This is a genomic window from Granulicella aggregans (assembly GCF_014203275.1).
Taxonomy (GTDB): domain Bacteria; phylum Acidobacteriota; class Terriglobia; order Terriglobales; family Acidobacteriaceae; genus Edaphobacter.
In genome coordinates this window covers 57144-83456 of sequence record NZ_JACHIP010000001.1, presented here as the reverse complement: position 1 = coordinate 83456, position 26313 = coordinate 57144, and the positions used below count along the sequence as shown (strand labels likewise).

Sequence of the window (26313 nt, the reverse complement as noted above, 5' to 3'; positions counted from 1 at the left end):
AATGTGACTATACCTGCACCGGACCACAAACGTTACTTCATCGAGAAGTTGGGGCTTTCGGAACGGTTGATGGAGCGCTGCCTCGGCGAGGCACTTTCGGCAGGCGGAGACTACGCCGACCTTTACTTTGAATCAGTTACGTCGACCTCGCTGGGTATGGACGAGGGTCTGGTGAAGACGGCGAGCCAGGGAATCAGCGTCGGCTGCGGGATTCGCGTGGTCTCAGGCGAGCGAACTGGTTACGCCTATACAGACGATCTGTCGAGCGAAAAGTTACTCAAGGCAGCGCGGACGGCTGCGCTGATCGCGAGCGGCCCGGCGAAGGAGCTGATCAGTGGTTTCCGACAGACGGAGACTCCGTCGCTCTATCCGATTGCCGGCGCTGAGAGCGACACCGATATCGCAACGAAGCTGAAGCTGATCGAGCGGGCGGACAAAGCTGCGCGTGGGTTCGACTCCCGGATTACGCAGGTGCGCGCTGGGATCAACGACGAGCTGCGGCGGATTCTGGTCGCTGCTTCGGATGGGACGTTTGCCTCGGACACGCAGCCCCTGGCTCGTTTCAACGTGTTTGTGCTCGCGAAAGATGGAGCGAATACGGCCAAAGGGACGAGCGGCGGCGGCGGTCGCGTGGGGTTGGACTTTTTTGAGGACGCCCGGGGCGTTGGTGAAACGGATAAGAGCCCGGAGCACTTTGCCCGCGAGGCCGCCCGGACGGCGATTCTGCAGCTTGGAGCGGTGGCTGCCCCGGCGGGCGAGATGGAAGTCGTCCTGGGGCCGGGATGGCCGGGCGTGCTGCTTCACGAAGCTGTCGGGCACGGGCTTGAGGCAGACTTCAACCGGAAGAAGACATCGGCGTTCGCCGGTTTGATCGGGCAACAGGTGGCGAGTTCGAAGGTCACGGTGGTGGATAACGGGTTGATGCCGAACCGTCGCGGATCCATCAACATGGATGACGAAGGGAATCCGACCCAGGAAACCGTTTTAATAGAAAACGGAATTTTGAAGGGGTATCTATCGGATAAGTTGTCGTCGCGGTTGATGGGGACGCCGAATACGGGAAGCGGAAGGCGAGAGAGCTATCACCACATCCCCATGCCGCGGATGACGAACACGTACATGTTGAACGGCGACGACATGCCGGAAGACATTATCAAGAGTGTGAAGCGTGGTTTGTACGCGGTGAACTTCGGTGGTGGCCAGGTGGACATCACAAACGGCAAGTTTGTGTTCTCGGCGAGTGAGGCTTACCTGATTGAGGACGGAAAAGTGACGCGGCCGGTGAAGGGCGCGACGCTGATTGGAAATGGGCCTGAAGCGCTGAAGTATGTGTCGATGGTAGGCAATGACCTTGCGCTCGATGAAGGTATCGGGACGTGCGGCAAGGCTGGGCAGAGTGTTCCGGTAGGAGTTGGAATGCCAACGATTAAGCTCGACCGCATGACGGTCGGGGGAACGGGACAGTAATGGCGGTCGAACGCGAAAAGATGTACGAGTGTGAGGTGAAGCGTCGCCGGGTAAAAGAAGGCGGCGGGTATGAGCCTTTCTGGAAGGTCAAGGAAGTCGCGGTTGCCCTGAGCGATAGCGACACGGAGTTTCGCTGCAAGGATTGTTTTGGCGAAGTAAAGCTGCTGGGCCGCAACGGCAAGGCAGGCACTATTCCTTATGTAGAGCACAAGCTGATTGCAGACTCCGAGTTCTGCATCGGCGGCCTTCTTTTCAAGAAGGCGACCGACGGACGAGAGCCGAAGACTTCGGCGAAGCCGGTCGAGTAATACCGTTTTCGGAACGCGGGCTCGTTCGAGGAAGATTTTCCCTGTAACGATCTTCCATCTGCCCGCACTACAACAAGGCTCTGGATTTCCCCTCTTTGACTCCCCGGGCGAACGAACGTCCGGGTTGAGACCGGGAGGGTGGAATCCTTCCTCGACACCATGACGTGTCGACTCAAGACGTCCAATCCAAGCACTCCAACCGTACGTGATTAAAGTGTCCGGAGGAATTCGATGGCAGCAGCAGAGCGCGAGCAGTTTCATGTATGTCAGGTCAAGCGTCGTCGCGTGAAGGCAACGGGAGGGTATGAGCCCTTCTGGAAGGTAAAGACGGTAGCGGAAGCTCTTGAAGATGCGGACACCGAGTTCCGCTGCAAAGACTGCGGTGGAGCGTTGAAGCTATACAAGCGTCGTGCCGAGAACGGATCGGCGGCGCATGTCGAACACAAGTTGAAAAGCGATTCCGAGTACTGCCCGTCGGGCCTGCACTTTCTGAAGGCAACCGATGGACGGGAACCTCGTCCGTCACAGTTTCCCGTGCGCTGACGGGAATCGCACTAAAGGTCCTCTATGATTCGTCGTTATCTCGTCATCTATCAGATCGGTTCCGGCCACATGAGCGCGTACGTGCCCGATGTCCCTGGATGCTCCAGCATCGGGCACTCGCTCGAGGAGTTGCGGGAGAATATCCACGACGAACTGGAGTTTCATCTGGAGCGGATGGCTCTGGAAGGGCGCTCGCCGCAGGAGCCGTTCATGGGAATGGATGACGTTCCTGCGGGTACTCACGCGGAGTGGATGATGGTGAAGCCTATGCCGGAGGAGAAGACGCTTTCGCTTGATGCGAAGATTCGGCGGCGGTTGCGGAGACCTTTTGGGTTCAAGTGGAATTGGTTTTCGCGGGATGCACAGATTGTGCGGGTGAGGACGACCTTCATCTAGACGAAGCCGTGTAACGGCTCGTTTCGATTAAGGCTGCGCATAGTAAGCGTATTTTGTCCGGGTTTTCAACCCAGGCTTCGCGACGACAACCTCGATACGATGGTACTCATTCTCCGACTCCCCCTGCACCTCGTTAAACGAGATCTTGTAGGAAGACTTCGTTTCCGCGAAACAGGTCTTCAATTCATTTTCAAGATCGTTGGTTGAGTTCAGGACAAGCCCTCCGCTCTGCGCTGCGAGGACCTGCAGCGAAAGATCGCCAATCTCCACCTGGCCGGCCTTGCTCACACCCTTCAGGAAATTCTGGTAGTAAAACGTCCGTTCCGTAGCTTCGTCAGTGCCGAGTGGATTCAGGCTATAGAGCGTAATTTGGGCCTGCAGCATTTGCGTGGCGAAGCCAACAATATCGCGGAAGAGTCCGTCCTGCTGCCTTGAGGTTAGATTGATTTCCGGCCCGGTTAGCAAGGGCCAGCCCGGAGAGACCCAGAAGACTAGCTTGCGGCCCGGACGCAGGCTTTCATGCGCTATCAACTCAGTCATGGCCGCCATCGAGAGGTTGAAGCGATCCTGCTGCTCATGCTGAGAAGATCGTGTCGTGGTTCGAAATCCTGTCACGTAGTGATCGAGTGTGTCGCTCAGTTCCTTTCCATTGGTCGAATAGCCCTGTTGAAGTTGCAGGCCATGATCTGTAAAGAAGGCCAAGGCCGTGGGCACGGGTAGGCTTTCATTCCTCTTGAGGAATTGTTCGATCCGTATTCGCTCATCTGCGAGTCGAACAAAATTGAGATTCACCGAGTCGATCACGAGGATCACCTCGGTCGGGCTTGTGTCTGCAGCAACTGTTTCGAACTGCGTGATCTTCGCCGGCGAATTGTTGTCCTTCAGCATGAAGTCCTGCTGGGTCAGCCCAGCTACAGGCACACCATCTTTCGCCGTCACCACCACGTTAAGGGACACTTCTCTGTCCTGCTTGGGGTGAGGTCGCAACGGCGCCTGAGCGTTCAGCGCGACGAGTGGAATCATGAGCAGAGGCGTCAGGAGCGAACGGGAAAGGGTACTCATGCGAAATAGGATGCTGTGCAGTCCGCCAACGGTGCGATGTTTGAGATGCCGGTCGGGATCGTCCGCTTCGCGCAGAGTGAAAGGGAACGTGCTGGTGCGGGTGTATTGCGTCTGTCGGGCCGGTCGCGGCGGATTTGCGCGATCTCGAATACGATTGAGGAGTTGATCTTCTCGAGGAGTATTCATGTCTGCCTTTGTGTCCGCGCCGTCATCTTCTGATCTAAAACAGCTTGCGTTTGATGTCGTCGCGAAGGCGAAGAAGGCTGGCGCCAGCGATGCCGAGGCCGTCGTGTATGAGGGCGAGGAGTTTGGCGCGCTTGTGCGGCTGGGGCAGGTGGAGCAGTTGAAGGAGTCGGGGTCGCGGGCGGTGGGGCTGCGGGTGTTTTTTGGGCAGCGGACGGCGAGCACGTCGTCGTCAGACTTTTCGGCGGAGTCTATTGAGCGTCTGGTCAGTGGGGCAGTAGCGCTGGCCAAGGTGACCAGCGAAGATCCGTTTTCCGGGCTTCCCGAGGCTGAGGCGTTTGGGCAGGTCGAAGGGGATCAGCATCTTTACTTTGAGGATGTGAACGAGATGCCGCCGGCGGAGCGGATCGAGATTGCTCGGCGGAGCGAGGCTGCGGCGATGGCGTATGACACGCGGATTACCAACTCCGGTGGCGGAGACTTCGATACATCGACATCGCACAAGATCATGGTGAACTCCCGCGGGTTTGTTGGGGAGTATCGCAAGTCTTATTGCGGGTTTTCGGCCTCGCCCATAGCGCAGGGCGAGACGGGTGGAATGCAGCGGAACTACTGGTACTCGAACTCGCGAACGACTCGGCTGCTGGAGTCGCCTGAGGATATCGGGCAGGAGGCTGCCCGGCGGACGCTGAAACGGCTGGGTGCTCGGCAGGTGAAGACGCAGGCTGCACCGGTGGTGTTTTCGCCGGAGATCGCGCGGTCGATTATGGGAAACATCTTCGAGGCGTCGAATGGAGACGCAATCTATCGGCATGCGACGTTCTTTGCGGACATGCTGGGCGAGCGTGTGGCGGGCGAGAACATTACTGTAGTCGATGACGGGACGATGGTGCATCAGGACGAGCGGTTCGGCGGCATTGGCGGATTTGGGACGGCGCCGTTCGATGGCGAGGGGCTGCCGACCCGGCGCAAGGTGATCGTGGAGCGCGGGATTCTGAAGAACTACGTGATGAATACCTACACGGCGCGGAAGCTGGGGATGGCGTCGACGGGGAACGCATCGCGGGGACTGGCGGGGAATCCGGGGATCGGTGCGGGGAACTTCTATCTGGAGGCGGGGACGATGACGCCCCAAGAGATTATCGCTGACGTGAAGAATGGGCTCTATGTGACGGAGACGATGGGGTTCGGGGTAAACCTGGTGACGGGGGACTACTCGCAGGGCGCGAGCGGGATGTGGATCGAAAACGGCGAGATCGCGTATCCCGTGGAGGAGATCACGATAGCGGGGAATCTAAAGGACATGTACAAGAATGTCGTGGCCATTGGGAATGACCTGGTGTTCCGGGGAGCGAGCGCGGCACCGACGATCCGGGTTGAGGGGATGATGATCGCTGGCTCCTAGGCAGCTCGGGAAGTTGCACCAGAGATGGATGGGATCATGTAGTATCGTCAACGAAAACCTTTGCCGGCTGCGTGGCCCGGTTTGGGCAGAGTCTGGACAAAAATAAAGACAGGCGGCGCAAGAACCGCACTGAGAAGGCAGCGAACCTACACCGATGGCGATGACAAGCACAGGCACCCCCAGGACACTTTCCGCAGCTCCAGGATCCACCAATTACAGCGCCATGGCGATGGTTACAACGCTGTTCTTCTGCTGGGGCTTCTGCACGGTTATTAATGACGCGGTGATTCCGCACCTGCAGTCGATCTTCACCCTGTCCTACCTCCAGGCATCGCTGATTCAATTGGCGTTCTTCAGTTCCTACTTCGTGTTTGCGATGCCTGCGGGCAAGCTGGTGGAGTGGATTGGCTATCAGAAAAGCATGGTAGTGGGTCTGCTGACCATGGGAGCCGGAGCGGTACTGTTTGTGCCAGCAGCTGCGGTCGGTGCCTACAGCTTCTTTCTTATTGCCGAGATTGTGCTAGCAGCCGGAGTGACCGTTCTCCAGGTCGCCGCCAATCCGTATGTCACCATCCTTGGACCGCCGGAGACGGCGTCGAGCCGGTTGAACCTAACCCAGGCATTCAACACACTAGGTGATACCGTTGCTCCGTACGTCGGTGGAGCGCTGATTCTCAGCGGCACGGCAGCCGCCAATCCGCTTCACGTCTTCCGCCTCCCGTTTCTCACTATTGCGGGCGTGGTCGTTGTGCTCGCTCTGGCGATTGCGTTGTATAAGTTTCCGCGGATTGAGACGACGCAGGATTATCGGCCAGGTAGCCTCGATATTTCTAAGGACAGCATCTGGCATCATCCACACCTCTGGCTGGGGGCGATCGGGATCTTTGTGTATGTGGGAGCCGAGGTTTCGATCGGGAGCTTCCTGGTGAAGTACTTCAACGATCCTCTGATCGCTGGATTGCCGCTAGAGAAGGGCGCGAAGCTGGTCACCTTCTACTGGGCCGGCATGATGGTGGGCCGGTTCATCGGCTCGGCGGTGATGCAGAAGATTGCGGCGAACAAGATTCTGGGATGGGCGGGAGTTGGAGCGTGCGTTCTGGTACTGGCTTCGCTGCTGGGGACGGGATACTTCGCATTGTGGACGATTCTGGCGGTAGGCATCTTTAACTCGATCATGTTCCCAACCATTTTCACGTTGGCAGTGGCCGAGCTTGGGCCGCTGACCGGGCGAGGATCGGGCCTACTGGTGCAGGCGATTGTCGGGGGAGCGATCTTCCCGGTGATGATGGGTGCGTGTGCGGACCGGTTCGGCGTACACCATTCGATGGTGCTGCCGTTCCTTTGCTACATCTTCATCATCTACTACGGTTTCAAGGGGTACGAGATTGCGCCGGATGAGCCGAAGGCGCAGCTTGCTGCGGTTTCCTAGGCGACTCTGGCTGCATGCGGGTATCTTTTGTAGATCACTACCTAACTGAAGGCAACATGGAGATGAATATGACGAAGACGATTTGGACTGGATTGCTTGCTTCCACTCTTGTTCTGGGTTCGATATCTGCGATGGCGCAGACCGCCGGGCAGGACATCAAGGATGCCGGTCATGAGACGAAGCAGGCTGCGAAGGACACTGGCCACGGCATCAAGAAGGGCACAAAGACGGGCTATCACAAGACCAAGAACGGCACCAAGAAGGCTTATCACAAGACCGGTTCGGGGATTGCCAAGGTTGGGGACAAGATGGAAGGCAAGCCGAAGCCACAGTAGATTTTTGGACATGCGAGCAACAGTAAAGGGTCCTCTTGGAGGGCCCTTTACTGCGTTGGGCTGAGGTGGTCTCACTTCCACCTTAGCCACTATGTTGCCGGCGCGAAGTTGCCGCACGAGGCTGCGAATCGTGCCTCAGCGGCTAGAGCCGCACTATAACTGCGCCACTTGTGGCACGGCTGAAGCCGTGCGCTTGGGCGAAACGAGGGCTCTCAACAAGGTCTTAGACCACATGGAGTTGGGTGAGGAGGAAGGCGTAGTCGAAGGCGACCTCTTTGAGGTAGTCGTAGCGGCCGGAGGCTCCGCCGTGGCCGGCGTCCATGTTGATGTGGAGCAGGAGGGGCGCATCGTTCTGCTTGAGAGTGCGGAGCTTGGCGACGTACTTGGCGGGCTCCCAGTACATGACCTGCGAGTCGTTGAGGCTGGTCTTGACGAGCATGGCCGGGTACGGACCGGGTTTGAGGTTTTCGTAAGGGCTGTAAGAGAGCATGTAGGCGAAGGCATCCGCCTCGTTGGGATTGCCCCACTCTTCGTACTCGGCGACGGTGAGCGGGAGCGTGGCGTCGAGCATAGTGTTCATGACGTCGACGAAGGGGACGTGCGAGAGGACGACCTTGAAGAGATCGGGGCGCTGATTGACGACGGCTCCCATCAGGAGACCGCCGGCGCTGCCGCCTTCGATGGCGACGCGGGTGGGGTCACCATACCCTTTTTGCGTGAGCTGCTCGACGGCGGTGGTGAAGTCGGTGAAGGTGGTGAGCTTCTGCATCATCTTTCCGGCGTCGTGCCAGGGGTCGCCCATCTCGCCGCCGCCGCGGATATGGGCATAGGCGAGGACGAGGCCGCGGTCGAGGAGGGATAGGCGGGCGCCGCTGAAGCTGACGGGAAGCGCGTAGCCATAGGAGCCGTAGCCATAGACGTAGAGCGGGTTGGTGGCGTCGCGCTTGAAGGTGTCGCGGCGGTAGACGAGGGAGACGGGGACTTCTACGCCGTCGGCGGCGGTGATCATCACCCGCTCGGAGGCGTAGAGGGCTGGGTCGAAGCTGCCGGGGACTTCCTGCATCTTGAGAAGGGTAGAAGTTGCGGAGGCGATGTCGTACTCAAAGACAGAGGCGGGCGAGACGAGGGACTGGTAGCCGTAGCGGAAGACGGTGGTGTCGAACTCGCGATTGACGTGGGTGCCTGCGGAGTAGGTGGGTTCGGGGAAGGCGATGCGGGCGGATTGGCTGAGATCGCGGTCGCCGCTGAGCGGGAAGACGTCCATGACCGGCAGGCCGAGCTCGCGGCGGGAGGTGACCAGGAAGGTCTGGAAGAGGTCGAAGTCTTCGAGGGGAGCGTCGGGGTTGAGGGGCAGGAGTTCCTGCCAATTCTCGCGGCCAGGCGTAGCGATGGGCGCGGTGACGAGGCGGAAGTTGCGGCCAGTGTCGTTGGTGCGCATGTAGAGGACGCCGTCGCGGTGGTCAGGGTAGTACTCCTGATCGTCGATGCGGGGGGCGATGAGTTGGAAGCGATCGGTGGGGGTGTCGGAGGAAAGAATCAGGCACTCATTGGTGGTGTGGCTGCCGATCTCGACCATGAGGAGCTTGCCGTCGCGGGTCTTGCCGACGCCAAGGTTGAAGCGCTCGTCTTCTTCGTGAAGGACGATCATATCTTCAGAGGTTGGGGTGCCGAGGGTGTGGCGGAAGAGGTGGTCGTGGCGCTTGGTCGTCTCGTCTTCGGTGGTGTAGAAGAGCGTCTTTGAGTCGGCGGCCCAGACGAGGGAGCCGACGCGCAGGGCAGTGTCGGGTAGATCGAGTCCCGTGGCGAGGTCGCGGATGTGCAGTGTGTACTGGCGGAAGCCGGTGTTGTCCGTGGTGTAGGCGAGGATGGTCCCGGATGGGGTGACGGCCATGCCGCCGACGGACATGAAGGGCTGGCCTTCGGCTAGTTTGTTCACGTCGAGGAGGATCTCTTCCGGCTGGCTCTCGTCGAATGCGGGACTGGTGGCGACTCGGCGGCAGTGCAGAGGGTATTGCAGGCCGGCGACGGTGCGAGAGTAATACCAGAATCCGTTCATGCGGTAGGGAACGGACTCGTCGGTCTCCTTGATGTGGGAGAGCATCTCGTCGTAGAGCTGCTTCTGGAGCGCCTCGGTAGGGGCCATGGCGGCTTCGGTGTAAGCGTTCTCGGCGTTCAGGTAGGCGAGGGTCTCGGGGGAGGACTTATCGCGGAGCCAGGCGTAGTTGTCGGTGAGATCGACGCCGTGCAGAGGGGTGACGGTGGGCTCGATGCGGGCTACAGGCGGGGCGGTGGTTACGGCGAGAGTCATGGGATGAGGATATCGCGTCTGATAGAGGGCGGAACTTAGTTGATGGGCGGCGCGTAGAATCGGGTGGGATGTTGCGGGATTTCTTTGGGAGTTTTTTGAAGCGAGTGGCGGACAGAGCGGAAGGCGTACCTCAGCGGCTAAAGCCGCAAGTGTTTGGGGACGTTCATGGCACGGCTGAAGCCGTGTCCTTAAGCAAGACGTTGTCTTCGCGGGGGATGGTTTCTCGGCGCTTGCTTGCTCTCGCTGCGGTGCTGTCGGTTTCGCTGGGCTGTTTGCACGCCGAGACAGTGGCCAAGCTGCCGGCACCGACAGGGTATGTGAATGACTTCGCGGGCGTGTTAACGCCGGAGACGAAGCAGCAGGTAGAAGCCCTGTGTACCCAAGTGGATCAGAAGGCTAAGGCGCAGATTGCGGTGGTTACGGTCAACTCGATCGAAGCGAATGACGGTAGCGAGACCTCGATAGAAGAGTTCGCGGTTGCGCTGGAAGAGAAGTGGAAGGTGGGTAAGAAGGGGACCGACCGAGGTGTGCTGATGCTGCTGGTGATGAATCCGCGGCGCGGGCGTATCGAGGTAGGGTACGGACTCGAAGGGATTCTGAACGACGCCAAGGTGGGAGATATCGGTCGCGCCATGGTGCCGGCGGCGCAGGCGAATGACTACAACACGGCGGTTCCGCTGGGAGTATCGAAGATCGCCCAGGTGATCGCGACCGATGCGGGCGTGACTTTGACGCAGGCACAGCCCGTTCATCGTTATCATGAGCAGCAGGTGGGCACGCCTGTCCATCTGAGCTTCTGGCAGGTGGTGATCGGCGGGGGCGTTTTGCTGGTGGTGCTGATCTTTCTGATCAGTACCGGCAATGCCGGCTGGATCTTCGTTCTGTTGATGCAGATGATGGGCGGAGGTGGTGGAGGTCGAGGCAGGGATGACCGTGGCGGTGGGGGCTTTGGCGGATTCGGCGGTGGCGGTTCGGGCGGCGGAGGGGCTAGTGGCGATTTTTGAGGTGGACATGTAGACGGTAAGTAAAAGCGCAACGCAGATCCCCTTCGGGGGCGACAAACATCAGGTTTGAAGGACGAGGAGAAAGACAGATGAAAGGTTTATGGATTGCGCTGGGCGTCGTAGGGCTGATCGTGGTGGTGCTGCTGGCGGTCGGGGGAAGCTACATCGGCGCGAAGAATACGCTGGTGCAGAAGAATGAGGATGTCGACGGAGCTTACTCTACGGTGAATGTCGAGCAGCAGCGACGGCTTGATCTGATTCCGAACCTGGTGGCGACGGTAAAGGGCTATACCAAGGAAGAGTCGACCGTGCTGACGAACATTGCGAATGCACGCGCGGGTGTTCTGGGAGCGCCGGACCGTGCTTCGAGCATCCAGGCGAATACGAAGCTTGATGTCGCTCTGGGACCGTTCTTCCGTCTGCAGGAGCAGTATCCCGACCTGAAGAGCAACGAGCAGTTCATTCGTTTGACCGACGAACTGGCGGGGACGGAGAACCGGATCACGGTTGCGCGTAAGCGCTACAACGATACGTTGAAGGACTACAACATCTACGTGCAGCAGTTCCCGAACAGCATCTGGGCGGGGATGGCGAACTTCAAGTATCGGGATGAGTATTTCAAGGGAAATCCTGAGAACGGAAGCGCGCCGAAGGTGGACTTCAATAACTAGTGGTTAGCGAAAAGTAGCGAATTAGCGGAAAGACAGAAAAGGCCAGCGCCTCCAGAGGATCGGGGCGCTGGCCTTTTCGCAAGCTGCTGACTTTCGCTAACTCGCTAACTGCTGCTTCTACGCTGCTCTCTCGCTTACTTCGTGAACGACGCGATCGCCGACGCTTCGTCGTCCTTTACGTCGAACACGGTGTATAGCTTGGTGATCTGCAGGAGATCGTGGACTTTCTTGGTCAGGTTGAGCAGCTTGAGTTCGCCGCCGGAGTTCTTGACGGTGGTGAACGCGCTCACAAGTTCTCCGATGCCTGAGCTATCGATGTAGGTGATCTCGCCAAGGTTGAGCAGGATCTGCTTGGTTCCCTTTGCGAGAACGTCGCGGACGGCATCACGGAGGGTAACGCTGCCCTCGCCGAGGGTGATACGGCCGGACATGTCGAGAATCGTGATCCCATCAACCTGGCGGGTGCTGACCTTCATGCTCATTTTCTATGTTCTCCTTATGTACCCGATTGCGCGGGGGGACGTTGCTTGATGAGAGTAAGTTCGGTACCGGGATGCAACTGGCGAAATTTTACCTCATCCATGAACGCTCGAATGAGGAAGATACCGCGTCCGGAGCCGCGCAGAATGTTTTCCGGTGCGAGTGGATCAGGGATGGTGTCGGGATCGAGTCCTGGCCCCTGGTCACAGATCTTGATGGTGAGAGCCTCCGCGGTGGTCTCGAAGGAGGCTTTTACGGTCTTGTTCGCATCGTAGGCATTTCCATGGAGGACTGCGTTGACTGCGGCTTCGCGGATCGCCATGGAGATGTTGGAGACGGTGTCTTCGTCGAAACCGGCAGTTGTTGCGCAGAGCTCTGCCGTTTGCTCAATTTTATTGACGCTCTCGATCGACGAGTCGAGGGTGTAGCTGACACGGCTTGTAGTGGAATCGGCCAAAAGTATCCCTGCCCCCGGGTCTCTCGAATTGCGTCTTTCGAATTGCGCGGACTGCGCTCTGCGTTGCCGTGTTGGTCAACCGGATGTCAACGAATTCATCCGATGTTGGCAGTTTGCTTGTGGAAAGGGGGAAAGTCAAGAAGACAGGTTTGGCTAAGTTGTAAGCGATGTGGCGGCCACCCGGTTTCTCGTGGTTTGCGGGTTGGGATAGGATGCGGTTACGAGGGTCGAGTTCATGTTTGGTTTCTTCAAAGGGGTAGCTCTGTCGGCTGCGATTCTGACGGGGTGTGTTGCAAGCGGCTGGAGCCAGCAAAAGACAGAGGCGCAGCCGCTGACGGCGATGCCCTATTCTCCGAGTCTCGACCTAACGAATCTTGATCGCAGTGTCGACCCGTGTGCGGATTTTTACAAGTTCTCGTGTGGCGGTTGGCAGAAGAACAATCCGATTCCGGCGGACCAGTCTGGCTGGAGCGTCTACGCCAAGCTGGGTGATGAGAATACCCAGTTTCTCTGGGGAATCCTGAAAGAAGACGCAGCGATGAAGCAGCGGACGCCAGTCCAGCAGAAGATTGGCGACTTCTTCAACGCGTGCATGGACACGGCGGCGATCGACAAGCGGGGCGACGCGCCGATTGCGGCGGGGATGGCGAGGCTGGCGGCGCTTCCGGACCGGGCTGCGGTGATTGCGGTGCTGTCCCGGTTGCAGCATCTGTCGTCCGGGAACTACTTCTTTCGCTCCGGTCCGGATCAGGATCCTGATGATTCGAACAAGATCCTGGTCGAGGTGAACGCGGGTGGGCTTGGTCTGCCGGACCGTGACTATTACCTGAAGACCGATCCGAAGAGCGTCGAGAACAGGACAAAGTACGTTGCCTATGTGGCGCAGATGCTGACTCTGAGCGGCGAAACTCCGGAGAAGGCGGCAAGCGATGCCGATGCGATCCTGAAGATCGAGACGGCGCTTGCCAAAGCATCGCTCACGAACGTGGAGCTGCGCGACCCTTATAAGACATTTCACAAGATGACGGTGGCCCAGTTGAGCGCTGCCGATCCGGTGGTGGACTGGTCCCGATACTTTGAGATTCAGGGAGCGCCGGGGCTAACGACCTTGAACGTTGCGCAACCGGAGTTCATGAAGGCGGTCGACGCCGAGCTGACGAACGAACCAGTCGATGCGCTGAAAGCGTACCTGCGCTTCCATCTCGTGACGAATGCCGCTCCTGCGCTGTCGGAGCCCCTTGCGACGGCAGACTTCGACTTCTACCGCCGCTATCTGCGTGGAGCAAAGGAGCAGCCTCCACGTTGGAAGACGTGCGTTCATGGCGTCGATAACCATTTAGGGGAGGCGCTGGGACAGGAGTTTGTGGCGCGGACGTTTACCGCAGACACAAAGGCAAAGACGGTCCTGATGACCGGGCAGATCGAAGACGAGATGCAGGTGGAGATCGAACACCTCGACTGGATGAGCGACGCGACGAAGAAAGAGGCGCTGCGCAAGCTGCACGCGGTGCGGAACAAGGTTGGATATCCGGATCACTGGCGCGATTATTCTTCGCTGACGGTGAAGCCAGACGACTACTTTGGCGACGTAGAACGGGCGCTGCAGTTCGAGCGGGCTAGGCAGTGGGCCAAGGTGGGCAAGCCGGTCGACCGTGACGAGTGGGGCATGACTCCGCCGACTGTGAATGCTTACTTCAATCCGCAGATGAACGACATCAACTTTCCGGCAGGCGTGTTGCAGCCACCGTTGTATGACCCGAAGCTGGACGACGCTCCGAACTATGGCAACACGGGAGCCACGATCGGGCACGAACTGACACACGGCTTCGATGATGAAGGTCGTCAGTTCGATGACAAGGGCAATTTGAAGGACTGGTGGACGAAGGACGATGCCACCCACTTCGAAGAGCGCATCAACTGCGTGCGGGACGAGTATGCAGGCTTCGTCGTTGTCGATGACATTCACATCAACAGCAAGCTGACCAGCGGCGAAGATGTCGCGGATCTCGGCGGGACGCTGCTGGCCTACATGGCGTGGAAGAAGGCGACCCAGACGGAGAGGCTGAAGCCAGTCGACGGATTCACGCCGGACCAGAGGTTCTTCGTCGGTATGGCGCAGTGGGCTTGCGAGAACGCGCGGCCGGAGAACCAGCGGGTGCAGGCGCTGACTGATCCTCACTCACCGGGATTTGCGCGGATCAATGGCGTGGTGTCGAATATGCCGGAGTTTGCGAATGCCTTTAGCTGTAAGGCTGGGCAGCCGATGGTGCGGGCGAAGGCTTGTAAGGTCTGGTAACGGTACATGAAGGAAAGACCAGGTTATAAGACCGCATGACGATGAACGCGAATATCCGGACGAGTGTTGCGACGCTTATGGGAGCGGCGGTGATGGACGCTCGCGGTACGACGATGGGTCGGGTGAGCGAGTTTGCCGTGAGTCCGATGGAAGACTCGGGGCACGTTCGCGGCGTGCTGGTGCGGCTGCAGGGTTCGGGAAGGAAAACGAAGCCTTCGCTGTTGCCGATCTCTGAGATCCATCTTACGGAGACGGGCGAGATGCAGTTGAAGGGAGATGCCGCATCGCTTCTGGTGCCGGGAGATGACGAGTTTCTTCTGCTGGAGCGCGATCTTCTGGATCAGCAGATTATCGACGTGCATGGGCATAAGGTCGTGCGGGTGAACGATGTCGACCTGGTGTGGGAGCCGGAGAAGGACGGCTCAGGCGGAATCAAGCTGAGAATCGCAGAGGTGGAAGTCGGCGTTCGCGGGGCCATTCGCAGACTGCTCAAGGGGCTTCCGGCGAGCGCGGTAGATGGGTTGGCGTGCCGGGTGAAGTCGAGCGTAATCCCATGGGAGTTCGTAGACCTGATCGACCGCGATCCGGGGCGGCGGGTGAAACTGAAGATTGAGCAGGAGCGGCTGTCGCGGATGCATCCCGCAGACATTGCCGAGATCCTGGAGGAGCTGGCGCCGGCGGAGCGGCAGGCTCTATTCAACAGCCTGGATGAAGAGGTGGCTGCCGAGGCTTTGGAAGAAGTTGAGCCGAAGATGCAGAAGCTCCTGATCGCGGACCTGGACTCCGAGAGTGTGGCTGGGATCGTTGAGGAGATGGATCCTGGTGCGGCGGCGGATCTGCTTTCTGAGCTTACGGAGGAGCGGTCGGACGCGATCCTCGAAGAGATGGATCCGGAGGAACGGCAGGAGGTCGAGGATTTGCTGGAGTTCTCGGCGGACTCGGCTGCCGGGCGGATGACGACGGACTACGTCGCACTGGGGCCGGGAGCGACCGTGGCCAATGCGATTGCGGCGCTGCAGGAGTATGAGGGCGATGTCGAGACGCTGACAGACATCTACCTGCTAGGCGAGGACGAGAAGCTACATGGGATTGTTCCGCTGGTGAAGCTGGTCCTGACTGGCGGCGACGTGGAGCTGGCGACGCTGACAACCGGGCATCTGGTGACGGCTCATGTGGACGAGCGGGCTAAGAAGGTGGCGGAGCTATTCGATAAGTACAACCTGCGCTCGCTGCCGGTGGTGGACAAAGAAAAGAAGATGGTGGGCGTGATTCTGGCCGAGCATGTGATTGCGCAGCTGCGGGAGCGGTAGGGCGAAGGATGGAACAGGCAACGGCAGAAGCAAAAGCAGATCCTCCGCTGCGCGAAGGATGACAAGGTTTGTGGCTGAAAAATGACAAGGTTTTGGCGCTGAAGGATGATGCGATTTGGGAATGAAGATTTTGTATGCAGGGACGCTGACGGAAAACGATACGGCGTTGCATCGGTTGTGGGCGTTGGAGCGACTGGAACATACGGTGGTGCCGCTGGCGTTCGCCGGATTTGAAGCAAAGAATCCGGTGCTGCGGAAGGTACTCTTTCGGCTGAGTGTGGGACCGGGAGTGGATCGCCTCAATGCGGATGTCTTGCGGTTGGCGGAGACAGAACGGCCGGATATCTTCTGGGGCGACAAGATGCTCTGGATTCGACCGTCAACGCTGAAGAAGCTGCGGGCAATGGGCATCGCGACGGTCAGTTACATGATCGACAACCCATTTGGGACGAGGCAGGATCCGGGCTGGCGGCTGTACATGAAGGACATCCCGTTCTACGACCTACATGTTGTACAGCGGGACAAGAACATTTCGGACTACAAGGCGCGGGGTGCGCGGGATGTGATCAAGATTCAGACGGCGTACGAGCCGACGCTCAACTTTCCGCCGCCGGCTGAATGGAGCGATAAAGATTGCGATCGCGAGGTCTCATTTATTGGGACGCCCTATGACGACCGGGCTGAGACGCTGACTCGGTTGTGGAGAGAGGCCGGTTTCGCCGTGACGGTATCGGGGAATGAGAGGGCCTGGCGGCGAGCGTTCGACGCGGAGGCGTTCGCGGGGATATTCCGACATGGGGAGTTGTACCGCAATGCGTATCGCGAGGCGATCTGGAAGTCGAAGATCAACCTGAGCTTTCTGACGCACTCCAATCAGGACGAGTTCGTGCATAAGAGCTTCGAAATTGCTGGCAGTGGGGGATTTTTGCTCGCCGAGCGGTCGGAGGGGCATATGCAGCGCTTCGTTGAGGATGAAGAGGCGGTCTTCTTCACCGGATATGAAGAGCTTGTCGCGAAGATTCGGCGATACCTGCCGGATGAGGCTGCGCGGCGGCGGATTGCGGCTGCAGGTAGGGTTCGGGCGGAGAGGGACGGATATTACAACGATCGACAGATGCAGTTGATTCTGGAGCGGGTGGCGGCAACGATACCCGATGTGAAAGCTGCGGCGCGTTGAAGTCACCCGTTGCTGCCGTGAGCTAACCTACATAGGCGGCGCTGTCCGGCTTTGGTCTGCGCCTGCGCGCAAGGCTTGCCCGCTAAACAAAATCAGGAGAAGGAGGAGGGCCGATGATCGGTCGCGTGCTTTATGCAGTTTCGAAGATCGTTGATGCCTGCCTGCTCGCTGAGGCGCGGCTATGACGTTCTGGCGGCAGTGGCGGACGCGCATCTTTCTCTTTCTTGCGGTGCTGGGGCCGGGATTCATTACCGCGAACGTAGACAACGATTCGGGCGGAATTCTTACGTACTCGCAGGCGGGTGCGCAGTACGGCTACACGCTGCTGTGGACGATGATTCCGATCACGCTGGCGCTGATCGTGGTGCAGGAGATGTGCGCCCGGATGGGCGTGGTGACGGGCAAGGGCCTTAGCGATCTGATCCGCGAGGAGTTCGGGCTGCGGATCACCTTCGGCATGATGATCCTGCTGGTGTTGGTGAACTTCGGCAACGTGGTGACGGAGTTTATCGGCATTGCGGGCAGCATGCAGTTGTTCCACATCAGCAAGTATCTGAGCGTGCCGATCTGCGCGGTCATCGTGTGGGCCCTGGTGGTGAAGGGCGACTACAAGAGCGTGGAGAAGGTCTTCCTGGCGGCGAGCGTCTTCTACATCGCCTACATCGTGACGGGCGTGCTGAGCGGACCGGACTGGCATCTGGCGCTGACCGAGACCGTGAAGATGCCGCCCGTGAGCGCGTGGAAGGACAAGACGTATCTGTACATGACGCTGGGTGTGATTGGCACCACGATTACTCCGTGGATGCAGTTCTACCTGCAGTCTTCGATCGTGGAGAAGGGCGTGACGATCAAGCAGTACAAGGCATCGAGGCTGGATGTGATCGTCGGGTCAGTGTTCACGGACATCGTGGCGTGGTTCATCGTGGTGGCGTGCGCGGCGACGCTGTATACGCATGGGATACGGAATATCAGCGACGCTTCGGTGGCGGCGGAGGCGATGAAGCCGCTGGCTGGACAGTACGCCTTCATCCTATTCGCGGCGGGGCTGTTCAATGCGTCACTGTTTGCGGCTTCGATCCTGCCGCTGTCGACCGCCTACACAGTCTGCGAAGGATTGGGGTTTGAACATGGCGTCGATAAGAGCTTTGGCGAGGCACCGTTCTTCTACTGGTTCTACACGCTGCTGATCGTGTTGGGAGCAGCGACGGTGTTAATCCCAAACTTCCCGATGTACCAGGTGGCCGTGCTGTCGCAGGTGCTGAACGGCGTGCTGCTGCCACTGATCATGATCTTCATGCTGCGGCTGATCAACAAGCATGAACTGATGGGGAAGTATACGAACTCGCGGTGGTTCAATGTGGTGGCTTGGGGGACGGCGGGGATCGTGATTGCGATGTCACTGGTGCTGGTGTGGAACCAGCTCGTCGGCTAGTCGGCGTTAGATGACGCGGAGGACGACTACCGTCTCGTCGTCGAAGTGGTCTGTCCCGGCCTGGAATTTGGTGACGGCATCCAGAATGGCTTCGACGGTGGACGCAGCAGTCGGGCAAGGTTGCTGCTGTAGAACGTGGTCTAGGCGCTCGGTGCCGAACATCTCGTGCTCTGCGTTTTCGGCGTCGACGATGCCGTCGGAGAAGAAGACAATCATGTCGCCGGGCTGGGTGGAGAAGGTGAACTCTTCGTACTCCGCGTCAGGAAAGAGGCCGAGCGGGAAGCCTTCGGCTTCGATGGTCTTGACGACGCGGTCGGCGGGGTCGTCGCAGTTGGTGTTAGTGACGAAGACGGGCTGGACCGAGCCGGCGTTGGCGATCTGGAGCGTCTGGTTCTCGTCGTCCCACACGGCCATGAGCATTGTCACGTACTGGGCGTCGAGTTTGCGTTCTTGGAGTTGATTGTTGAGCGCTGCGAGCATCTTTCCAGGCGATAGTTGCCTTGTCGCGAGTGACCGCAGGATTCCGCTGACCAGAGCGGCGTAGAGGGCAGCGGGCGCGGCCTTGCCCGAGACGTCGCCGATGGCGAGGGCGGTACGACCGTGGCCGTAGTCGAGGAAGTCGTATACGTCGCCACCGATGGAGCGGGCGGCGAGGAACTTCGCGGCAATCTCGGCGTGGGCGGGTTGCGGCGGCTCCGAAGGCAGCAGGCGAAGCTGGACCTCGCGGGCCATCTCGAGATCGCGCTCCATGCGCTGCTCTTCTTCGGAGATGCGCTGGTAAAGCCGAGCGTTGACGATGCTCACGCTAAGCTGCGCGGCAAGGGTTGCAAGAGTGCGCTGATGGTCTTCGTTGAAGTAGTTGACCCGGGTGTGTTCGAGGTCGATGACGCCGATAACGTTGCCTTTGTAGATCAAGGGAACCGCAAGCTCTGAACGAGTCTCACGGTTCACGGCGATGTAGTGAGGGTCTTTGCGAACATCGGGAGCGAGCACGGGCTGGCGGGTCTCCGCTGCGGTGCCGATGATGCCGTAGCCGAGAGGCACGGCGCGTTCACGGATCACGCGTTCGCCGTAGCGGGAGCTGAAGCGATGCTCGAAGTGTTGGGTGCGCTCGTCCCAGAGGAGAATGGAGAACATCTGGAAGTCGACGACGCGCTTGAGGACTTGGCCGACGCGCTCTAGGAGGTCATCGAGGTCGAGGATGCTGGAGATCTCGCGGGAGATCTCGGCGAGGACGGTGAGGGTCTGCGCCTGGCGGGAGACGCGGGTGTAGAGCCGGGCGTTCTCGATGGCGACGCCCATGCGGGAGGCGGTGAGCTCAAGCAGGCGGCGGTGTTCCTGGGTGAAGAATGCGGCGTGTTCGGACTGGATGTCAATGACGCCGATGACCTTGTTTTTGACGATGAGCGGGACGGCAAGCTCGGAGAGCACCTGATCGTGGATGTTGATGTAGTTCTCGTCCTTCTTCACGTCGTCGATGAGCATGGACTTGCGCTGCAGGGCGGCCTGACCGACGATGCCGTGGCCGATCTTGATGCGCATGCGTTCGGCCTCGGGGGTGTGGCCGGTCTGGAAGCGCATGCGGAGTTCATTTGTTTTGTCGTTCAGAAGAAGGATGGCGAAGATGCGGTAGTCGATGACGGCGCGGACGAGGTCGGCGACACGGTGCATCAGGGTGTTGAGGTCGAGCGTGGTGTTGAGGGCGTCAGCGAGACGGAGGAGGAAGTCGATCTGGAGGGGTTCGAGGCGGGCGGAGACGTTCGCCAAGGGCTCAGCGCCGGACTCGATTGCCGATGCGGGACGGTAGTCACCTTCGAAGCGGTCGTGGGGCGTGATCGGGTCTGCCCCGGCTGCGGTGGAACGCGGTTTGGAAGAGATGGCCATCGATTAGATGCGATGATACTACTCGGGCTGCGGTGGATGAGTCTGCGGTGGGGGGCTGCGGTGGTGCGTGGGCGGCGCTTGCGTGAAAGAATCTAAAGCGAGGCCGTTTCGTTCATGGAGTCATTGGGAATCTATATCTCGGTGCCGTTCTGCAAGGCGAAGTGTACGTTCTGCAACTTTGCTTCGGGGGCGTTCGGGCTGGAGCGCATGAACGCCTATGTTGACGGGCTGGTGGCTGAGATTGCGGCGGCTCGGGCACGGGCTGTCGAGTTAAGGGCGGAGCTTCCGGGTGTGGTCGATACGATCTACTTCGGCGGTGGGACGCCTAGCCTGCTTGAGCCGGTCCAGTTGCAGAGGATCTTCGCAGCTCTGCACGGGGAGTTTGCGATTGCGGCCGGTTCCGAGGTTACGGTGGAGTGCGCGCCGGGGCAGATGTCCGAGGCGACGCTGGACGAGATGATCCGGCAAGGGGTGAACCGGGTCAGCTTCGGGGTGCAGTCGTTTGTGGATGCAGAGGCTGCGGCTGTGGGAAGGCTGCATACGGCGGAGCAGTGTCGGGCGGAGATTGCGCGGGTGCGGGCGGCGGGGATCTCTGAGATCAGCCTGGATTTGATTGCGGGTCTGCCTCGGCAAAGTGCGGCGAGCTGGGAGTTATCAGTCGATGCTGTGATCGACTCCGGAGTTCCACACGCGAGCGTCTACATGCTGGAAGTCGATGAGGAGTCGCGGCTGGGCAAGGAGTTGATCGCGGGCGGGCCTCGGTACCAGGCAATGACGGTGCCTAGCGATGAGGCGATGACGGAGTTTTATGCGTGGGCGATCGAGCGTTTCGGCGAGGCGAGATTGGAGCAGTACGAGATCTCGAACTTTGCGAGGGATGGTCACGCTTCGCGGCACAACTTGAAGTACTGGCAGCGAGCGCCGTATCTGGGGTTTGGGGTAGATGCGCACTCTATGCTGCGGCGGGGTGAGGGCGCAGTACGGCTCGCCAATGCGGATTCGCTGGAGGCGTATGCGGTGGGAGCGGAGCGCGAGGTGACCGAAGTGGATGAGGACGGCGCGTTTGAGGAGGCGCTATTTCTGGGTCTGCGAAGGAATGTGGGCGTCAGCCTGGATGATCTGAAGGCTGAGTTCGGAAGTGGCCGGGTCGAAACGTTTGCGGGTATGGCTGGGGAGCTCGCAAAGGATGGATTGCTCCAGCAGCATGGAGCGCGGGTGATGTTGAGCGAACGGGGGCGGATGATCTCCAATGAGGTCTTTGGTGAGTTGCTGCGGGTTGCGGTGTGAATGATCTCGATGTCGTTGAGGCGGTTCAGGCAGACCATGCAGTTCTAGCGAATCTGCTGGAGTTTTACGTTTATGACTTCAGCGAGTTGCTTAACTTGGAGGTCGGAGAGAGTGGTCGGTTTGATTATCCGGGGCTTTCGCTCTATTGGTCGGAATCTGATCGACATGCGTTTCTGATCAGGAAGGATGGAAAGCTGGCCGGGCTCGCGCTGGTGCAGAAGGTGGAAGAAGTGTGGGACATTGCGGAGTTCTTCGTTCTGCGTGCCTACCGTAGAAAGGGAGTTGCGAAACACGCGGCGAAAGAGGTGTGGTCGAGGTTTCCGGGCGAATGGAGAGTGCGCGTTCGGGACCGAAATCTTCCGGCGCTGCGTTTCTGGGAGTTGGCAATAGCGGAGTTTGCGGGGCGAGAGGTCCAGCCCATTGCGACTCAGGTTGAGGGCGAAGACTGGAGCTTCTTCAGTTTTGAATCGAAGGGTTGAAGTGGGCAGGACCTACAAAAGGGGTGAAGTGGAAGTGATTGATCTGAGGAGTGACACGGTTACGAAGCCGTCCGAGAAGATGCGGCAGGCGATGGCAGCGGCTGAGGTCGGAGATGATGTTTACGCTGAGGACCCGACTGTGAACCTGCTTGAGGCAAAGGCAGCGGAGGTCTTCGGGCGCGAGGCGGCGATTTTTATGCCGACCGGGACAATGGGGAACGTGACGGCGATCCGCCTTCATACACAGCATGGGCAAGAGGTGATCTGCGAGGCGCGGTCGCATGTACTGGACTGGGAGATGGGCATGATTGCCGCGTTTGCCGGATGCCAGGTGCGGACGGTGGCGGCCGAGCGGGGAATTTTGACGTGGCAGCATATTGCTCCCGTCATCGCGCCGTCGATCTACTACCGGGCGCAGACGGGGCTGATTTGTGTCGAGAATACGCACAATATGGCGGGTGGGACAGTGACGCCGGTGGTAGTGTTCGAGGAGATCTGGGCGGAGGCAAAGAAGGCTGGGCTTCCTGTGCATTTGGACGGGGCGCGGGTCTTCAACGCGGCTGTGGCGCTGGGTGTGCCGGTAGCCAAACTCACGAGCGGGTTCGACACGGTGATGTTTTGTCTTTCAAAGGGGCTGGGCGCGCCGGTAGGCTCCATGCTGGTGGGATCGAAAGATCTGATGGCGCGAGCAAGGAGCATTCGCAAGGCGCTGGGCGGAGGAATGCGGCAGGCGGGCGTGCTTGCGGCGGCCGGGCTGATTGCGCTCGAAGAAGGACCGGGTCGGTTATCTGAGGATCACATTCATGCGCGGATTCTGGCCGAGGCGGTTGCGGAGTCGGGACTGGTGGAGATCGATCTGGAAGCGGTGCAGACAAATATCGTAATTTTCCGGCTGATCGCGGGGGATGCGGCAGGGTATGTGGGGCGGCTGAAGGGACGGGGAGTGCTCGCGAGCGCAATCGGCCCGGATGTGGTGCGGTTCGTCACGCACCTGGATGTGAATCGCGGTGCCTGTGAGCGAGCCGCAGAGATTGCGGTGGAAGAGCTAGAGTGCTAGTCGGCACCGCCGGGTGAGATCACCGGCTGGGTGCTGAGGAAGACGCGGGCAACTGCGCCGCGGGTATCTTTGCGGCTTTCGAGGTTGATGATGCCGCCGTGTTTGCTGACGATTCCGCGGCTGACCCAAAGACCGAGGCCTGTGCCTTGTTCGCCCTTGGTGGAGAAGAACGGCTGGAAGAGCTTCGCGGAGGCGGCGTCGGAGATGCCCGGGCCGTTGTCGAGGATCTCTACAAGGACGCCGTCGGCGTGGCGTTCCGTTGCGGAGGAATCGGCGGGCAAAACGTGCTTGGCAGTGACTTCAACGTGGCCGCTGGCACCGGCGGCTTCTACGGCGTTGATCACGAGATTGGTGAAGACCTGGCGAAGCTCGGCGGGGAAGCCGTGGATGGTGAGATCTTCGGGCGCGGTGAGGTGGACCGTTGATTGAAGATCCTGAACGCGATGATCCAGCAAAACCAAGGTGCCGGAAAGGATCTCGCGGATGTTAATCGGGATGGGCGCGGTGGACTCGCGGTAGAGGCTGAGCATGGAGCGGCTGATCTGGGTTACGCGATCGATCTCCTGCCGTGCCATCTCCAGGAACTGCCTGTTTTCTTCCTCCGTGCTGCCAGAGCTCATGAGATAGAGCATGTTGGAGACGGAGTCGAGAGGATTGTGAATCTCGTGAGCGATGCTGGCTGCGAGTCGTCCCGCGACAGCAAGTTTCTCGTTGGCGATGAGCGCTTCCTGGGTCCGAAGGGCTACGGTGACATCGCGGAAGACCAGGACGATACCCGTGATTGTGCCGTCCTGATCGCGAATCGGCGCTCCGCTATCGCTGATGTTGATCTCGGTACCGTCCTGGCGAACGAGGATCGTGTTGCCGGCTTTATCTGGACCGAGGCCGACGATCGCATCGAGGCGTTTCACCTTGTGAACGGGATCTTCGATGAGCTGGCGAGTCTCACCGTTCAGGATGTGAAAGACAGTGTCCAGGGGGCGGCCCAGGGCATCATCGATCTTCCATCCGGTCATGTCGGAGGCGACCTGGTTCATCATCCGGATGCGGCCATCGGCATCGCAGGTGATGACACCGTCGCCAATGGATGCGAGGGTGGTACGAAGCTGCTGCCCGGAGAGGTAGAGTTCCTCGTTCTTGACGCGGAGCGTGTCTACCCAGGTCTCGTAGGCGTCGGAGACAACGTGAAGGCGGTTGCGGGTGAAGAGTCCAATGAAGATTCCGGTCACGATGGCGAAGAGGCCGAGGCCGATGACCATGTCGCGTACTTGAACGCGCCAACGGTCCACGCGGTAGGCGCGATGGGCCTCATCGGCCATAACGACGGCCTGGAGATCGGCTCGCACCTTATCCATGTGCTGCTTTCCAAGCTGATTTAGATCGAGATCGTGCAGCCCAGCCTCCTGGCCGCTGGCCTGGGTCATGGCAATCACGGGCCGGGCATAGGACTCGATCCAGACTTCGTGATCGGAACGAAGCTGTGCGATCAACTGGTGCTCGGAGCGGTTCAGCTTGAGAGCTTCCAGCTTGTCGAAAGCGGCGGGCAGGAGATTAGAGGCCTGATCGTAGGGGCCCAGGAAGCTCCGTTCGCCGGTGACCTCGAAGCCGCGAAGTCCTGACTCCTGATCAACGATCAAACGTCCGACCAGATTGGTCTGCTGGATGGACTGGTCAGAGTCTTGGATAAGTCTGACGGTATCTGTGGAACTGACAATTTGCCAGGACAAGGCGGCCGCGACAAGCACCAACGAGATCACTGGGAACAGAAGTACCTGACGCACAATGCGATTGAAGTGACTTAAGTTCAATGCCCCATCCTATACTTCTACGATGCAATCCGGTCACTAAAGCTCAATCGAGATCCAGGTTTGGCAGCGCCTGTGTTATTCGGAGGTGTGGTCGTGCCTTCCCTGGCCGTCCTCTAAACGAGTCAAGGTGAGCATGACGCGGAGTTTCTTCAGTAACATGGGGGCGCCCTCTCCCTTGGTCATATAGACGTCAACCAGCGAGGTGACCTCGGGGGGAAGACCAAGGTAGGCGGAGAGCAAAAGTATAGGAACTTCGGGACGCATCTCCCGAAGACGGGTGGCGACTTCAGCGCCGTTCATGCCAGGCATTGCATAATCCAGGACGACGGCGTCAATGGGGTGCTGGGAGAAGAGTTCGATGCCCTCGCTGCCATCCAGGGCCCCGAGGACGGTGTAGCCCGCCCGTTCAAGGAGAATTCTGCGCACCCTGAGGCCAATCAACTCATCGTCGATGCAAAGGACAACCGGCGTTTTCATCTTGCGCGTCGGCGCCTCACTTTCAGGCATGTCTTCGGGAACAGGAGTCCTCTCATCTTGAGTGAAGTTGTTCAAGCTCAGCGCCCCCCCCTTTTCACTATCTTAACAGTACGACGCTTTAAAGGGGGATTGGGGTCGCATGCGAAGGTGGAACAAAGGATGCAACTTTCGGTCCGGCCAGCGCCCGGACAGGTTGTTGTGTATCTTCGGCGGCGCCGTGAGTCAGGGGCAATACATTCATCTTCTGTTTGCAATTGATTGAAAAGTAATAGGGTACTCTGAGCTTATGCGCCAACTTCTCGATCATCCAGACACCGATTTGGGCAGCGCATGGAATACGAGGGCAACAAATTTGAGTCAGACAATCTTCGTGTTGGAAGACGATGCGGACATCTCGCGGCTCGTCCAGTACCACTTGGAGAGCGCAGGATATGCGGTCCGTTCGTATCTCGCAATCGGCCAGATTCTTTCAGATGCAGAACGTCAGCCACCTTCGCTTTTTTTGCTGGACATTATGGTTCCGGGCGGCGATGGACTGGATCTCTGCCGGCGCCTTCGCCAGAATGCGAACCTGAGCTCGATTCCAATCATCTTCCTGACCGCCCGCGCGGCGGAGAACGATCGCGTTCAGGGCCTGGAGCTTGGAGCGGACGACTACATCACCAAGCCCTTCGCGACCCGGGAACTGGTCGCCCGAGTTAAGGCAGTATTGCGGCGGTTCGAGCGGCCAACTGCGCCTTCGGTGCTGAAGTTCGAGAATATCGAGATCGATGCCAGCGCAATGCAGTTGCGCGTCGGTGGCGAACTGGTGACCACGACGGCGACCGAGTTCCGCCTGCTGGACTACCTGGCAAGGCATCCCGGACGAGTTTTCAGCCGCGACCATCTTCTGGATGCGGTCTGGGGCGATGCTCGTTTCGTGACACCTCGCTCAGTCGATGTGTATGTACGTCGAATTCGCGAGAAAATTGAGGCAGACGCCGAAACGCCACGGTTCCTGAAGACGATGCGCGGGGCCGGCTACAGGTTTGAGATTCCCAAAGTCGTCCCGGCGTAGC

The 26313-nt window shown here is 59.3% G+C and carries 24 protein-coding genes; 17 read left to right on the top strand and 7 right to left on the bottom strand.

What is annotated here, in order from left to right:
• Positions 1-69 precede the first annotated feature (69 nt).
• From tldD to HDF16_RS00345, 4 genes are all read left to right on the top strand, one after another.
• The gene (gene tldD, locus HDF16_RS00360) at positions 70-1467 is read left to right on the top strand and encodes a metalloprotease TldD (protein ID WP_221312498.1); all 1398 of its coding nucleotides are present in this window, start codon (positions 70-72) and stop codon (positions 1465-1467) included.
• On the top strand, positions 1467-1775 hold the full coding sequence (locus HDF16_RS00355) for a hypothetical protein (RefSeq protein ID WP_184213069.1): 309 nt from the start codon (positions 1467-1469) through the stop codon (positions 1773-1775). Before tldD ends, HDF16_RS00355 begins: the two co-directional genes overlap by 1 nt.
• 231 nt (positions 1776-2006) lie before the next feature.
• Positions 2007-2318, top strand: coding sequence for a hypothetical protein (locus HDF16_RS00350; RefSeq protein WP_184213067.1), 312 nt, complete (start codon positions 2007-2009; stop codon positions 2316-2318).
• 24 nt (positions 2319-2342) lie between these two features.
• Positions 2343-2714: a type II toxin-antitoxin system HicB family antitoxin gene (locus HDF16_RS00345; protein WP_184213065.1), complete on the top strand. Its 372-nt coding sequence runs from the start codon at positions 2343-2345 to the stop codon at positions 2712-2714.
• A 27-nt stretch (positions 2715-2741) separates the two neighbouring features.
• Here the strand turns inward: HDF16_RS00345 and HDF16_RS00340 are convergent, their stop codons facing one another.
• Entirely contained in the window at positions 2742-3962 is a 1221-nt protein-coding gene (locus HDF16_RS00340; RefSeq protein ID WP_184213063.1) for a VWA domain-containing protein, read from the bottom strand.
• Between HDF16_RS00340 and HDF16_RS00335 the strand changes: the two genes are divergently transcribed.
• The 3 genes from HDF16_RS00335 to HDF16_RS00325 all read left to right on the top strand — a co-directional run bounded on the left by HDF16_RS00335 (position 3961) and on the right by HDF16_RS00325 (position 7128).
• The gene (locus HDF16_RS00335; protein WP_184213061.1) at positions 3961-5364 is read left to right on the top strand and encodes a TldD/PmbA family protein; all 1404 of its coding nucleotides are present in this window, start codon (positions 3961-3963) and stop codon (positions 5362-5364) included. The genes HDF16_RS00340 and HDF16_RS00335 overlap by 2 nt on opposite strands.
• A 154-nt stretch (positions 5365-5518) precedes the next feature.
• Positions 5519-6793 (top strand): sugar MFS transporter, encoded by a 1275-nt coding sequence (locus HDF16_RS00330; RefSeq protein ID WP_184213059.1) that lies wholly within the window; start codon positions 5519-5521, stop codon positions 6791-6793.
• Positions 6794-6861: 68 nt separating this feature from the next.
• Positions 6862-7128 carry a hypothetical protein gene (locus tag HDF16_RS00325; RefSeq protein WP_184213057.1) on the top strand — a complete coding sequence of 89 codons (267 nt, stop codon included), beginning with the start codon at positions 6862-6864 and terminating at the stop codon, positions 7126-7128.
• 223 nt (positions 7129-7351) lie between these two features.
• Here HDF16_RS00325 and HDF16_RS00320 read toward each other — a convergent pair whose 3' ends face one another.
• Positions 7352-9436, bottom strand: a complete 2085-nt coding sequence (locus HDF16_RS00320) for a S9 family peptidase (RefSeq protein WP_184213055.1) — start codon at positions 9434-9436, stop codon at positions 7352-7354.
• Positions 9437-9651: 215 nt separating this feature from the next.
• Here HDF16_RS00320 and HDF16_RS00315 point away from each other — a divergent pair, with 215 nt between their 5' ends.
• Together HDF16_RS00315 and HDF16_RS00310 are read left to right on the top strand one after the other, a co-directional pair.
• A complete protein-coding gene (locus tag HDF16_RS00315) occupies positions 9652-10440 on the top strand; it encodes a TPM domain-containing protein (RefSeq protein ID WP_184213054.1) in 789 nt (262 codons plus the stop codon).
• 89 nt (positions 10441-10529) lie between these two features.
• Positions 10530-11111: a LemA family protein gene (locus HDF16_RS00310; protein ID WP_184213052.1), complete on the top strand. Its 582-nt coding sequence runs from the start codon at positions 10530-10532 to the stop codon at positions 11109-11111.
• A 134-nt stretch (positions 11112-11245) separates the two neighbouring features.
• On the opposite strand, the gene HDF16_RS00305 is transcribed toward HDF16_RS00310, so the two are convergent.
• Both HDF16_RS00305 and HDF16_RS00300 read right to left on the bottom strand, forming a co-directional pair.
• Complete coding sequence (locus HDF16_RS00305; protein WP_184213050.1) at positions 11246-11593, bottom strand: STAS domain-containing protein; 348 nt, start codon at positions 11591-11593, stop codon at positions 11246-11248.
• 14 nt (positions 11594-11607) lie between these two features.
• Positions 11608-12048, bottom strand: coding sequence for an ATP-binding protein (locus HDF16_RS00300; RefSeq protein WP_184213048.1), 441 nt, complete (start codon positions 12046-12048; stop codon positions 11608-11610).
• A 235-nt stretch (positions 12049-12283) separates the two neighbouring features.
• Between HDF16_RS00300 and HDF16_RS00295 the strand changes: the two genes are divergently transcribed.
• The 4 genes from HDF16_RS00295 to HDF16_RS00280 all read left to right on the top strand — a co-directional run bounded on the left by HDF16_RS00295 (position 12284) and on the right by HDF16_RS00280 (position 18263).
• Positions 12284-14344: a M13 family metallopeptidase gene (locus HDF16_RS00295; protein WP_184213046.1), complete on the top strand. Its 2061-nt coding sequence runs from the start codon at positions 12284-12286 to the stop codon at positions 14342-14344.
• A gap of 35 nt (positions 14345-14379) precedes the next feature.
• Positions 14380-15654, top strand: a complete 1275-nt coding sequence (locus tag HDF16_RS00290) for a magnesium transporter MgtE N-terminal domain-containing protein (RefSeq protein WP_184213045.1) — start codon at positions 14380-14382, stop codon at positions 15652-15654.
• A gap of 121 nt (positions 15655-15775) precedes the next feature.
• Positions 15776-16831, top strand: a complete 1056-nt coding sequence (locus tag HDF16_RS00285; protein ID WP_184213043.1) for a CgeB family protein — start codon at positions 15776-15778, stop codon at positions 16829-16831.
• Positions 16832-17012: 181 nt separating this feature from the next.
• On the top strand, positions 17013-18263 hold the full coding sequence (locus HDF16_RS00280) for an Nramp family divalent metal transporter (protein ID WP_184213041.1): 1251 nt from the start codon (positions 17013-17015) through the stop codon (positions 18261-18263).
• 6 nt (positions 18264-18269) lie between these two features.
• Here HDF16_RS00280 and HDF16_RS00275 read toward each other — a convergent pair whose 3' ends face one another.
• A complete protein-coding gene (locus tag HDF16_RS00275; RefSeq protein WP_184213039.1) occupies positions 18270-20147 on the bottom strand; it encodes a SpoIIE family protein phosphatase in 1878 nt (625 codons plus the stop codon).
• Positions 20148-20261: 114 nt separating this feature from the next.
• On the opposite strand from HDF16_RS00275, the gene hemW reads away from it, so the two are divergent.
• Genes hemW through HDF16_RS00260 form a run of 3 tightly spaced genes read left to right on the top strand, consistent with a single transcriptional unit; the run spans position 20262 to position 22970 of the window.
• A complete protein-coding gene (hemW, locus tag HDF16_RS00270) occupies positions 20262-21434 on the top strand; it encodes a radical SAM family heme chaperone HemW (protein ID WP_184213036.1) in 1173 nt (390 codons plus the stop codon).
• Positions 21431-21913, top strand: a complete 483-nt coding sequence (locus HDF16_RS00265) for a GNAT family N-acetyltransferase (protein ID WP_184213034.1) — start codon at positions 21431-21433, stop codon at positions 21911-21913. Before hemW ends, HDF16_RS00265 begins: the two co-directional genes overlap by 4 nt.
• Positions 21914-21947: 34 nt before the next feature.
• Positions 21948-22970, top strand: a complete 1023-nt coding sequence (locus HDF16_RS00260; RefSeq protein WP_184214072.1) for a GntG family PLP-dependent aldolase — start codon at positions 21948-21950, stop codon at positions 22968-22970.
• On the opposite strand, the gene HDF16_RS00255 is transcribed toward HDF16_RS00260, so the two are convergent.
• Positions 22967-24778: a CHASE3 domain-containing protein gene (locus HDF16_RS00255; RefSeq protein ID WP_184213032.1), complete on the bottom strand. Its 1812-nt coding sequence runs from the start codon at positions 24776-24778 to the stop codon at positions 22967-22969. The two genes, HDF16_RS00260 and HDF16_RS00255, sit on opposite strands and share 4 nt — an antisense overlap.
• Before the next feature lie 75 nt (positions 24779-24853).
• Positions 24854-25285, bottom strand: a complete 432-nt coding sequence (locus HDF16_RS00250; protein ID WP_246408536.1) for a response regulator — start codon at positions 25283-25285, stop codon at positions 24854-24856.
• Between the two features lie 322 nt (positions 25286-25607).
• Here HDF16_RS00250 and HDF16_RS00245 point away from each other — a divergent pair, with 322 nt between their 5' ends.
• Positions 25608-26312, top strand: a complete 705-nt coding sequence (locus tag HDF16_RS00245; RefSeq protein WP_184214070.1) for a winged helix-turn-helix domain-containing protein — start codon at positions 25608-25610, stop codon at positions 26310-26312.
• Position 26313: the final 1 nt, after the last annotated feature.